The sequence below is a fragment of the Paenibacillus eucommiae genome (assembly GCF_017874215.1).
Lineage (GTDB): Bacteria > Bacillota > Bacilli > Paenibacillales > NBRC-103111 > Paenibacillus_AI > Paenibacillus_AI eucommiae.
In genome coordinates, this window is the sequence record NZ_JAGGLB010000034.1 from 1 (window position 1) to 12,619 (window position 12,619).

General features: G+C 46.8%; 8 protein-coding genes. 7 read left to right on the forward strand and 1 reads right to left on the reverse strand.

All coding sequences use genetic code 11. From position 1 onward, the window contains the following. On the reverse strand, positions 1–668 hold a 668-nt coding region (locus J2Z66_RS33890), incomplete at its 3' end, for a transposase (protein ID WP_209977213.1). A gap of 576 nt (positions 669–1,244) precedes the next feature. On the opposite strand from J2Z66_RS33890, the gene J2Z66_RS33895 reads away from it, so the two are divergent. From J2Z66_RS33895 to J2Z66_RS33925, 7 genes are all read left to right on the forward strand, one after another. Next, entirely contained in the window at positions 1,245–4,595 is a 3,351-nt protein-coding gene (locus J2Z66_RS33895; RefSeq protein ID WP_209977214.1) for an ATP-binding protein, read from the forward strand. A gap of 247 nt (positions 4,596–4,842) precedes the next feature. Then, on the forward strand, positions 4,843–6,102 hold the full coding sequence (spoIIP, locus tag J2Z66_RS33900; RefSeq protein ID WP_209977215.1) for a stage II sporulation protein P: 1,260 nt from the start codon (positions 4,843–4,845) through the stop codon (positions 6,100–6,102). Positions 6,103–6,181: 79 nt separating this feature from the next. Then, on the forward strand, positions 6,182–7,117 hold the full coding sequence (locus J2Z66_RS33905) for an AraC family transcriptional regulator (protein WP_209977216.1): 936 nt from the start codon (positions 6,182–6,184) through the stop codon (positions 7,115–7,117). A gap of 21 nt (positions 7,118–7,138) precedes the next feature. Continuing rightward, a complete protein-coding gene (locus J2Z66_RS33910) occupies positions 7,139–9,550 on the forward strand; it encodes an excinuclease ABC subunit UvrA (RefSeq protein ID WP_209977217.1) in 2,412 nt (803 codons plus the stop codon). Then, complete coding sequence (locus J2Z66_RS33915; protein ID WP_209977218.1) at positions 9,550–10,602, forward strand: serine hydrolase domain-containing protein; 1,053 nt, start codon at positions 9,550–9,552, stop codon at positions 10,600–10,602. Before J2Z66_RS33910 ends, J2Z66_RS33915 begins: the two co-directional genes overlap by 1 nt. A gap of 234 nt (positions 10,603–10,836) precedes the next feature. Continuing rightward, the gene (locus tag J2Z66_RS33920; protein WP_209977219.1) at positions 10,837–11,724 is read left to right on the forward strand and encodes a fructose bisphosphate aldolase; all 888 of its coding nucleotides are present in this window, start codon (positions 10,837–10,839) and stop codon (positions 11,722–11,724) included. 279 nt (positions 11,725–12,003) lie between these two features. Continuing rightward, positions 12,004–12,570: a cupin domain-containing protein gene (locus J2Z66_RS33925; protein ID WP_209977220.1), complete on the forward strand. Its 567-nt coding sequence runs from the start codon at positions 12,004–12,006 to the stop codon at positions 12,568–12,570. The last annotated feature ends 49 nt before the right edge of the window (positions 12,571–12,619 follow it).

Below are 12,619 nucleotides of genomic sequence, written 5' to 3' on the forward strand. Positions count from 1 at the left end.
AATCGGGCTCGTTCTTTAACCCTTACTACAAAGCGAATGCTGTCTTGAAGCCACTCTTTAAAGTGAAGGTATTTTTCATAGCCTCGATCCATCACGTAAGTTACATCGTCGGCTTGAATGAGCTCCATGACAACTTTGGATTCACGAACATGTGAAGTGGTAAAGATTACTTTATCGGGAAAGCCGACAGATGGATTCACCACCAGATAGCGCATATGTAGCGTCACACCACATTTTCTGGAACCGCATTTAGCCCAGCTTCCGAGTAAGCCTGGGAGCGAAATATTCGAGGCATCGATAATACTTAAGCGACCAATCGTAGGAGAAATACCGGAACCTTGCTGGCTCAACTGCATAATTTGGCCTACCAATTCAACAAACAATGCTTGTAAACTAGATGTACATAAACTGAGTGTTTTACGAGAAAGTTGAGAACTGCTGATGGATTCCAAATTCAAGATGGTTTTGAGTTCATCATGAGCGTCAAGTAGTTGAGTAATCTCGCCGTATGTTCCTAAATTCATAAGTTGGCCTAACAGATGAAGTTGAATGGTATTTCCGGTGTACAGCTTCTTTGCTCGATGATCAAAAAGTACGGAACGATATTGTTCAACGTTTAAAACATTTAGGCATTGACAAATGACGGAAATTTTCTTATTGTTATCCATGGTTGGCTCCTTTTTGTGAGTGGGTGATGGATAACACGTCACCTCTTACATTAGGAGCTTTTCTTGTTTTTGTCCATGAAAAGATCATCATAATTTACCTTATTTAGTAAATTATTCTTCATTACATTTCATGTCAGATTCAATGCATGCTTAATGTGAAAAACATCGTTAAAGCAGCAGATCCTTCTCAGCTGCATGCTCTTCATTCCTAGCGCTGCGCCCGCTAGGAAATCTCCTCCAATCAAGATAAAAACCCTTGCTGGCTGTTCGTTTGAGCTTGGTGTTCGTGTGATTCGTACGATTGTAGCTAAAGAAAGGGAATGGCTGTGGTGGAAGAGCGTTAGCGTCCGCCTTTAAAGATTTGTTCTTACCTCCTCATCGATTCCACTTAAGGGAACAAATCTTTAACAGCGGCTGGAGCCCACAGCCATTCCCTCCGCAACGCACCCAAGTCACGAACACGCACATCAAAGGACGCGGCAAGACGTTTATTTTATCCAGCTTGTCGAAAGGGATTTTCGCACAATAAGCGAATACAATTGAAAATGATCCAATTGACGATTGGAGGAGACCCGTTTGGTAGGCTGCAGGTTTCAGTTGTTAGGCAGTTTGAAAGTTACCCTCGACGGCGAAGAGTTATCGGAAATCCCCGGCAAAAAAGCCGCACTGCTGCTGGCTTACTTGATTATCGCTATGGATGCGTCACCAAGTAGAAGGCAAATCGCTTTTCATTTCTGGCCTGACTCCACCGAGAAGCAAGCATTGTCCAATTTGCGGAAGCTTCTTCACGATCTTCGGGAATCCGTTCCGGGAATCGATCGTTATCTGAAGATTACGCCCGCATCGATCCGCCTGAATACGGAACTACCCCTCTATTCGGACGTGCGCGAATTCGAACAGACAGCGCAAGGAACAACCGTTCGTGAGCTGAGCAGAGCAGAAGAGCTATACAGAGGCGAGCTGCTGCCGGGGTTCGGCGAGGAGTGGCTCGTGGTGAAACGGGAACAGTTGGCGCAGACGTACTTGACCGCGCTCGACAAGCTCGTATCGGTTTTGGAACGTCAGCGGGAGTATGCGCCGGCTCTGTTATTCGCGCAAAAGCTGCTTGTGCAGGACCTGTTAAGGGAGGAAACGTACCGCACGGTGATGCGGCTGCATGCCTTGAACAAAGATATGGCAGGCGTCGTGCAAACATTTCGGAGGCTGCAAGATGTTCTGCATGCTGAACTCGGAATCGCCCCTTCGGAGGAGACGCTGCATCTGTATGAAGGGCTAACGAAAAATAGGAGCGGGATTTCCACGGCTTTGCAAAGCAAAGTCCCTCTGATCGGCAGAATAGGCGAATGGGAAAGCTTGCTGGGCGTCTGGAAACAAATCGCGGCCGGCGGAAACGCCCTGCTTCTGTTGAAGGGGGAGGCGGGAATCGGCAAAACCCGATTGGCCCTGGAGTTTAAGGCACACTTGGAAAGCCTGGGGATTCAAACCGCTTTTGCCGGCTGCTATCCGTCGGTCAGATCGCTATCCTATAGGCCAGTAACCAGTTGGCTCAGGAGCCTTCCGCCGCCGAAGCTTGGTTCGGTGTGGCTGTCCGAATTGGCGCGTCTGCTGCCCGAACTGCTGGAGCAATATCCGGACTTGTCGAAGCCATCTCCGATTCAAGAGAAATGGCAATTGAACCAATGGTTCGAAGCGATCGAACGGATGCTGTTGGCCAGCGAGCCGCTGATGCTTCTACTTGACGATATCCAGTGGAGCGACGAAGAGACGCTTCAGCTGCTGTCCTACCTGATCCGGGGCGATTCCAAAGCCAGGCTGCTTTTGGTGGCGACGATGAGAACGGACGAAGATGCAGGAGATGCCGTCGCGCATGTTCTGGGCGAGCTTCGGTCCGAGCGGAAGCTGATCGATATCGAGCTGGCTCCACTTAGCCGGGACGAAACGGCCCGCTTGGCGGTCGAAACGCTCGGCGATGCGCTGGCGGACCGCCATTCCGCGAATTTATACAGGGAAACCGGCGGAAATCCGCTATTTATTGTGGAAACATTGCGGGAATGGCAAACGAGTGGGGACAGCGGGGAATTCCGATTGTCGCAATTGGCGAAATCTATTATTGAGAATCGGTTGAACAGGCTGTCGCCGGTCAATCGCAAGCTTGTATCGATCATCGCGGCCGTCGGAAGGCCCTCCTCTACAGCGCAATTGACGATGATAACGAACTTGGAGGAGGACGCGATTCTAGAGCGTACGGAGCAACTGGTGCAATTGAAGATTTTGCAGGAGACGGGGGGCGGGAATTACGGCTTCACCCATGACATCGTCAAGGAAATCGCGTACAAGCTGAACAATGAGAGCAGGAGGCGCAGGTGTCACCGGCAAATCGCGGAAGGTTTGCTTGCCTACCATCGTATGCAGATCGAACCAGTTGCCGGAGAAATCGCCTTTCACTACGAGCTTGCGGGGATGGATCGAGAGGCCATTGCCTACTATGAATTGGCCGCGACGCAGGCGGAGAAGATCTATGCCAATGAGACGAGAATCCATTATTATCGGAAGCTCTTCAGCCTGCTGCCAACTACACAGACTTTGCCCGTTCTGATGAAGCTAGGGGACGCTTTGATCGTGACAGGTGATTGGAATGAAGCGGAGAAGACTTACAAGCAATGGCTTGAGCGTTACGGATACTTGGTCACGATCAATGAGCGGTCCTATTGCGACGTCGCGCTCGGCAACTGCTTGCGACTGAAGGGCAAATATGAGGAAGCCAGACTCCATCTGGAACGGGCGTCCTACCACTTCAAGCTGACGGAGGACCATGACGGACTCGGCTTTGCATACGGAACGCTCGGTATTTTGCATTACTTTATGGCAAGCTACGACAAGTCGCTTCGATATTTCCTGGAAAGAATGGAATTGCCTCGTACCGAAAATCAAATGCAAACGCAAACGCAAGACGATGTCCGGTTCCTCGGCATGATCGGCTTCCTGCATTATGACCAAAGCGAATACGACCAAGCGATTTATTGGTTCGAGAGACAAATCGGCCTCGCCACGGAAATCCGGGACGCGTTTTTCGTCGGAGATGCAATGGGCGGATTGGCGTTGGTTTATTTTGAGACGGATGATATGGACCTCGCTTACGACCGCATCGTCGAGAAGCTGGAGATCAGCAAGTCGATCGGGGCGCAAATGGGCTTCGCGATGGGGATGGGCATGTTGGGCAAATATTATTACTTGCTCGGCTCCCGCCTGCAAGCGGAACAATGTATCGCCTTCTGCCTTGAAGAAGCGGTGCGCATTCAGGATTGGCATATTGCCGCGGTAGTGCTCGGCATCGAAGGCTGCAATCTAATGGAGCAGCACCGGTATGAAGAAGCCGGCCGATGGATCGAACGTTCGGCGAGGTTAACCAAGCAGCTGCGTATCCCTTTCTTCGAATGCGAGGCGCTCTATTTCACGAGTCTTCTAAGGGAGCGGCAGAATCAAATAGAAGGTTGCGCGGAGGCTGTCGGTGAGGCGCTGAAGCTCGCAATTCGGCTTAAACGGCGGGACTTGCAGGTTAAGCTGCTTGCGCAGCAGCAGCATCTGAAGACGCGCTTGGGACAGATCAGTTCTGGTGAAGCGTTGGACGAACTGCAGCGTCTGAAGGAACAATACGCCGGTGAGCAGGAACAGGCTGCAGTTTGCTTCGCAATGTGGCGGCTGGAACCCGGCTCGGATGTACTTCGGACCGCCGCGTTCTCCTTGAACGAAGCGCTGTACCGGAAGTCGGGCAAGCAGGAATATTTCGGCCGTTTGCGCGAGCTTTGCGGCTTCGACCAAGTCATGGCCGCACGCCCAATGCCGAAGCTTGCGGCAGAGGCCGTGCGGCAGAAGCGAATTTCCCCGAACCTATTGGTAGATATCGATCGTTTTTTATTGCTCGATTAATTTCGACAATAGTCTATTCTACGGTTTTTCCACATTTCGTCCCTCAAAACCCGTCTTCAATGTGGGTTTTGAGGGTTTTTTCCAGACTTAGTTCCACTCCAGCTTACACACCGACTCTCTCAGTTTATGAAAGTAGTCTTTCTTGCTCCCTATAATTTTCACATTGCGAAGCCTCCATTTAGCAGGATTTTCCTCCATTTCTGTCGAAATTGGTAGAATGTGTTTTGGAATTGGAGGAAGGAAAGCTTTGAGACTACATAATAAATTAATAGGTGGAACCGCCATTTTTGTTTTGTTATCCGGAGGAGCAAATGCAGCATATGCGTCCGTTCAGAGCGTAACGACAGAAAAGACTATTAGCACGAGTGTTGAGCAAGTTGAGCAAAGTAAATCTATTTCTAGTAAAGCAACAGTTGCAAATATTGTAGATATCACCAATCTGCGCAAAGGGCCGGGGCTAAATTTTGAGATAGTCGCTAAGGCAAAAGCTGGTGAATCCTATCCAATCGTCGGATTTAAAGGGGAGTGGTATCAGCTATCGCTGAAAAGCGGAGGTACTGCTTATGTTGCTAATTGGGTCGTGAAGACTGATGTGATCGATAGCAGCCAACCTGTTTCAAATGGTGAACAAAAGCCAGATATTATTGAGGAGAACATTGATAATCAAGTTAAGAAAACGATAGTTAATATTGTAGATAATACTAATTTGCGCAAAGGACCGGGGCTAGAGTATGAAATAGTAGCTAAGGTAAAGGCTGGTGAATGGTTTCCACTTGTTGAGTCATCAGGGGATTGGTATCAAGTATCCCTGCAAGGTGGAGGTATTGCTTACGTAGCTAAGTGGGTCGTGGAAACTAGCGTTATTAGCGAAGGTGATAGTAAAGTGTATATCTATCATACTCATAATCGCGAGTCTTGGAAAAATGTTGCACGTGATACGAAGGGTACCTCTTTCGATGATCGAGAATGGAATATTACGTTGGTAGGCAAGCAATTGGCGCAACAATTGTACAAGAAAGGTATACCCTCATTCGTTGAAGAAACTGACTTTGCAAGCAAGCTGAGTGAGCAGAAATTAGGCTACTCGCAATCTTACGCTGAGTCACGAAAAGCTGTAAACAAAGCAATCCAGTCTAATCCTTCTCTATCCTATTTCTTCGATATTCATCGGGATGCCGATATACCGCGTGACAAAACAACGGTGACTGTCGATGGAAAAACGTACGCACGAATTATGTTCGTCATTGGAGACGGCAACCCAGCCTATAAGGAAAACAAAAAATTAGCAGAAGCGCTGCATGCGATGTTGAACAAGAAATATCCAGGAATATCAAGAGGCGTTTTGCTAAAAAGCTCTCATCAAGGGAATGGGGAGTACAACCAATCCGTCTCTAACGGGAGTTTACTGCTGGAATTCGGGGGCATAAACAATACGCTTCAAGAAAACCTGCAATCAGCAGAGGCCTTCGCCGATGTTTTTGCCGAGTATTATAAATCAATAAAATAGAGGGTGAAGAGGAGGCAACGCAGCGGGCAAGAACTGTGTTGCCTTTTTTTCATAGGTTCAATAGAAAGAGTGATCATTTATGACAAATTCTCAAAGTAAAAAAGAATATGTACGTCGTATTCATAAAGTGCAAGATTATATAGAAGCGAATGTTTGCGATTCTCTTTCATTAGATGAACTTGCTGCCATTGCAGGTTTTTCAAAGTATCACTTTCATAGAATTTTTAAGGGTATCGTAAATGAATCTTTACTGCAATATGTGAACCGTGTGAAGCTGGAGAAAGCTTTGAATTTACTTATTCATCGGCCAGATATGACAGTTACGGATATTGCTTATCAATTTGGATTTACTGATCCTGCTATTTTTTCGCGGGCGTTTAAGAATTATTTTCAGGTAAGTCCAAACTATTACAGAAATCATTATCGCAAGAATTGCAAAGACTTGACTGAGAATTCTCCTTATCATGAAGGTATGATCAAAATTACAGAAAGGGAGAACGAAAATAAAGTACAGGGCAAAGTTACAATTGAAACTGTTGATGACATGCATGTTGCTTATGTGAGACATCTTGGCACGTACGAGGACCTAAAGATTGTTTTTGGATCTCTCATGCAAAAGCTGTTTACTTATCTAAACAAACGAGATCTCATTGATCACAAAAGAACAAAAGTGTTAACTATTTATCACGATAATCCTGAAATTACTGAGGACCATCACAGAAGGACCAGCCTTTGTATAACGATCCCAAGTAACGCTGCCCAGGCCTTAGAAAATGGGGACAATGATATTGGAATTATGATAATACCTTCGGGCAGGTATGCTGTAGGCCATTTTGAAGTCTTCCCACATGAGTATAGTGCAGCTTGGGATTATTTGTGCGGAGAATGGCTGCCCCAAAGTGGTTTTCTTCCTCGTGACACCTCTAGTTTTGAAGTATACCTTAGCGAACCAGACCCAGATCCACGAACAAAGCAATGGGTTGATATCTACTTGCCGATAGGACCTCTTGCTTAGTCAAATATAAGGGGCGATTTCATGAAAAATATAACCATAAAAGGCGCGCGGGTGCACAACCTCAAGCATATAGACATCTCTATTCCTAAAAACAAGCTGGTAGTAGCAACAGGTGTCAGCGGGTCAGGCAAATCCAGCCTTGTGTTCGATATCCTATTCGAGGAAGGGCGCAAACAATACCTTCAATCTTTAGGCATACTTGCAGGACTGGATGACGAAGATAAGTTCGACAGGATTCAGGGTCTAAGCCCTGCCATAGCCGTACAGCAAAATATAATACGCCAAAGCAACGCACGTTCAACCGTAGGCTCAAGAACCAATATCATGAATAGGCTGGCACTGCTCTATGCCGGTGAAGGCAGCATCATCTGTTCTTCCTGCGGCACACCTGTGAATGACAACCTCACCTGCTTACAATGCGGGCATATAGAGGAGCGCCTGCCGCCAAGTTATTTTTCCAATAATTCTCCGAATGGAATGTGTATCAAGTGTTCTGGACGTGGGGCGTATTTTGAAGTGAATATAGAAAAATTTGTGGCGGATAGCCGCGCAACTCTCGGGCAGGTTCTGGATAGGGCCGGGTTAACTCCTGGTTATTTGCGGTTATTTCAAAGGAAATTCAGCGAATATGTAGGGATCCCTTTTGTACAATTACCCGAAGAAGTGAAGGAAGATATCATCTATGGGCATCATGCAACCGGCAATTCTGAAAAACGCAGCCCTTGTTTAACAAGAATTTTTCATGGCCGCTTTTCTAGAGGAGAAGACTTAAACGGTGTGTATGCCAATGTACTATGTTCCGATTGCTATGGATTTAGGATTGGAGAAGAAGCGCAAAGAGTGCTGTTAAATGGCAAGCATATTGGCGAACTCGGGTTAATGACAATCTCAGAAGTGCATAAGTTCCTTAAGGATTTGCTCCAGCAAAATGCGCTCACACAATTTGGTAAGAACCTGCAGGAAGAAATATTACGCAAAACCCATAACTTGATTAGAGCACGGCTCGGCCATCTTTCCCTGTACAGAGAAATGCCAACGTTGAGTGGTGGAGAAATACAGCGGCTATTCCTGCATGCTCATTTGGATTCCAAAATGGATTCCCTAATCTATGTTCTCGACGAGCCAACAGCAGGACTGCATGAGTCTGAAAAAACGGAACTTCTTAAATCCATCCAGGAACTAAAAGATTTGGGCAACACGGTAATTGTTGTAGAGCATGATAAACATGCTATCCAAATGGCGGAACATATCATTGATATAGGGCCAAAAGCCGGCATCGAAGGCGGACAGGTTATTTATCAGGGTGATTTAGAGGGACTGCTCCAGTGCAAAGAATCCATAACAGGCCAGTATCTTTCGGGCAAAACTACCATGCCTGCAAGAGCCATTCATCCGTGTATAGAAACGGCACCTAGTCTTACAATCCGACACGCCAAAACCAACAACCTCAAGGATGTGACAGTCGCATTCCCTTTAGGCGTTATGGTCGGGATAGCAGGTATGTCGGGCAGTGGGAAAAGTTCGCTGATTTCAGATACTTTGCTCCCTCTTCTGAAAAGCCATTTTCATGACACGTCGGTTGACACCGAAGAGAACGAAATGGACAGCGAAGAAGGAGGAGCAGTAGTGACTCAACTTGTTGCCGACAGGCTGGAAGGCTTGGAGCATATTAGTGGATATGCGGAAATATCACAAGCTCCCATTGGCAGAAATGTAAACTCCAACCCCGCGACCTATATCGGTATCTGGGATAAAATACGCAGGCTGTTTGCAGAAAGTCCGGAAGCCATTCGGCAAAATTTATCCGCGGGTCATTTTTCATTCCATTCAAAAGGGGCTTGTTCGGTATGTGGCGGCAGCGGAAGCGAGACGATTTGGCTTGGCGGTAACCTGAAGATAGATAAAACTTGCGCAGAATGCCACGGAAAAAGGTTCAATGATGAAGCTTTATCTGTTAAGTACAAAGGTAAAACTATTCACGATGTTCTTGAAATGAGTGTTTCGGAAGCAGTTGTTTTCTTTGAAGATAACAAGGGCATTGTTGGGACTTTGAAAGTAATGGAACGGATCGGCATGGGATACATGAAACTGGGCCAGTCCACTCCAACATTAAGCGGCGGCGAAGCGCAAAGGATCAAACTTGCAAAAGAGATTGGCCGAAGACGGAAAGGAAATATCCTTTATGTTCTTGATGAACCTACCACTGGCCTTAGTCTGTATGATACGGCAAAACTCATCGAATTGTTAGATGAGCTTGTAGCAAATGGTAATTCTGTAATCGTCATTGAGCATAACACGGTCGTCCTCACTTCCTGCGACTGGATGATAGAACTTGGGCCGGGCGGCGGTCCAGAAGGAGGGCATATCCTTGCAGAAGGTCGGCCCGGGGCACTGAAGGAAAATCCAGAGTCCATAACCGGGAGGTATCTATAATGCAAAGAGACTACTGCAGAGATTACTGGCCAACAGCAGAGTGGCGGACGCAAAATCCGGCAACCTTGGGCATGGACATTGAAAAGCTTTCAGAGCTTGATCCTATGATCAAGGCCCAATATAGTGGTCTCAGTGGTATTGTTGTTGCGCATAAGGGATATATGGCCTTTGAAAAATATTATAACGGCTGCGGCCCGAATGACACCCACCATGTAGCTTCAGTGACGAAAAGTATCACATCTGCCCTCATTGGCATCGCTATAGACACAGGATGTATCAAAAGTGTTGACGAAAAGGTACTGGATTTCTTCCCCGAATATGTTTCCGGTGCCACCGATATACAGAAGCGTGGGGTAACCATCCGGCATCTTCTCACCATGACGGCGCCGTTTCCCTTTACATGGAAGCCAGGAGGAGGCGTGCAGGAGCCACTCGACAGACTGCGGAGGCAGAAGGACTGGGTTAAGTATGGCCTTGACTTGTTGGGCCAGAAAGGGCGGCCCGGCGCGTTCCAGTATTGCACTGCGGGGGCGCACCTGCTTTCGGCTATTCTCACACGCACCACAGGAAAAAGCGCCCGCGAGTTTGCAAGCGAGCGTTTATTTGGGCCTATTGGCATGCAACCAATTCCTGATTTCCAGATGAAATCATTTGGTCTCGAAGATGTGTTTGGGAACAATCTAAAAGGATGGATTCACGACCCAAACGGCAATTCAACAGGAGGATGGGGGATTACACTAACTCCCAGAGATATGGCACGTTTTGGATTTCTATATTTGAATGGTGGTAGTTGGGATGATAAACAGATTATCTCCAGAACGTGGATAGATGACTCGCTAGCGATGAACTCCAACAAATACGGCTATTTATGGTGGTTACATGAAGAGGACGGAATTTTTGCCTACTTAGCAATGGGTGATGGCGGCAATGCTATTTGTTGCATTCCGGACAAAGACCTCATAGTAGCCATCACGTCCAAAATCGTCAGCAAGCCTCGTGACATATGGGCGCTGATTAAGAATGGTATTCTTGCCTCTGTAGTAGGTTGTTGAGCGGCGGTTTTTAAGATGATTCAACCTACTTTCAACCTACATTCAACAATAGCCCTCCCTTTTGGAAGGCTTATTTCTTATTTTAGATTTTCCGGCATTCTTTCCTTATGTTATACTTTGTATAAAGTTTAGCGTCAGCGTTAGTTTCCATCTTGAACCATGCAGGAAGATGGTTAATTCGAGCGATGACGCGTTAGAGATCATTCATTCCACGAAAAGGAAGGAGAAACAATATTGAATAAGGAACAATTGGAACGAGTTTATAAGGGGAAGGGTTTTATCGCAGCGCTGGATCAAAGCGGGGGAAGCACTCCAAAGGCGCTACTGCAGTACGGTATTAAGGAAGACAGCTATTCGAATGACGAAGAGATGTTTGCAATGGTTCACGAAATGAGAGGGCGCATCATCAAGAGTCCAGCGTTTGTTTCGGAACATATTTTGGGAGCCATCTTATTTGAAAACACCATGGATCGTACGATTGATCATCAATTTACCGCCGACTTTCTTTGGGAGAAGAAAGGCATTGTGCCTTTTCTGAAGGTCGATCAAGGGCTTGCCGGGCTTGAAAATGGCGTTCAACTTATGAAGCCTATTCCTGATCTCGACGATCTTTTGGGGCGGGCGGTTGAAAAAAATATTTTTGGAACAAAAATGCGCTCGGTTATTAAAGAAGCCAACCCGGAAGGCATTAGACAAGTAGTTGAGCAGCAGTTCGAAATTGGCAAACAAATCCTGTCGAAGGGGCTCGTTCCTATTATCGAACCTGAGGTCGATATTCATAGTGCGGATAAGAAGGAATCGGAAAAAATATTAAAAGAAGAGATTTCCAAGCAATTGTCCTCCCTTGATAAAGACGCAAAGGTAATGCTGAAGCTTTCCATACCGACAGAAGATAATTTTTATCGCGAATTGATGGACGACCCGCATGTTGTAAGGGTTGTAGCCTTGTCGGGCGGATATGATCGAAGTGAAGCCAATGAGAAACTGGCTCGTAATCACGGCTTAATCGCCAGCTTTTCACGTGCCTTATCTGAGGGGCTAACAGCGCAGCAAACAGACGAAGACTTCAACGCGATGCTATCGAGTACAATTACGTCCATTTATAAAGCATCCATCACCTGATTCTTGGTAGATGGCTCAGCATAAGTCAACAACAATGAACACGCCGATTAAGGCGTGTTTTTTGTTGTTGACGTTGAGTAATGGGGCATCCGCTAACCCTGGAAGGTAGTCATGGACAACATTGTAGCAGCACGGTGGGCCGTTAAATGGTTGCAAGTGACCGTCAATGACCTAGATCATGACCAGGTCATTGACTAAATAGGAGGTGGGACTCTGACGGGTGCTGCTTAATCTCTGAGAAGATAAGGGGGAAGAAAAAAGTGACAGGAGGAAGTCAAGATGGCAGTAACAAAGGAGGGACGCGGTCCTCGGAAACGGATGATCCACAACCCAGTGATTGGGGATACCGTTGAGTTTTTGCAGACCAAGGAAGAGACGGGCGGTAAGTATGAATTAGTGGAGGTGACACTTACACCGGGAGGGGGCAATGATCTACACTATCATCTGGACTATGAAGAGGAGTTTGAAGCTGTAGAAGGTATCCTTTCGATTGAATGCGACGGAGAGATATACCGGCTAAAGCCCGGTGACAGGGCGATAGCCCGCATTAAGTCCGTGCATCGCTTCTACAACGACGGCAAATTACCGATTCTGTTCCGTGTTAAAGTTACACCGGCACGCAACTTTGAGCAGATGCTCCGTATTGCCTATGGTCTCGCCTATGATGGCAGAATTAAGCCAAACGGATTACCTCGTAATGTGCTCGAGCTGGCTGTTTTGTTTATTAAAGGTGGACTGTACCCGCCGTCGCCACCGTTATCCGTTTTGCGTCTGATCTTTGGAGTGCTCTATGGAATTGCCCGGTTGTCAGGGGTAGAGAAGCGACTGCTGCAGCGCTACTGCTGAGGGAGATAGCTGTTAAATTAAGTAACGCAAGTTCATTTGTATTATTTCC

Bases quoted from the DNA above. Each gene is read 5' to 3' on its own strand.
- J2Z66_RS33905 (WP_209977216.1), top strand. From the start codon at position 6,182: ATGACAAATTCTCAAAGTAAAAAAGAATATGTACGTCGTATTCATAAA.
- J2Z66_RS33910 (WP_209977217.1), top strand. From the start codon at position 7,139: ATGAAAAATATAACCATAAAAGGCGCGCGGGTGCACAACCTCAAGCAT.
- J2Z66_RS33915 (WP_209977218.1), top strand. From the start codon at position 9,550: ATGCAAAGAGACTACTGCAGAGATTACTGGCCAACAGCAGAGTGGCGG.
- J2Z66_RS33925 (WP_209977220.1), top strand. From the start codon at position 12,004: ATGGCAGTAACAAAGGAGGGACGCGGTCCTCGGAAACGGATGATCCAC.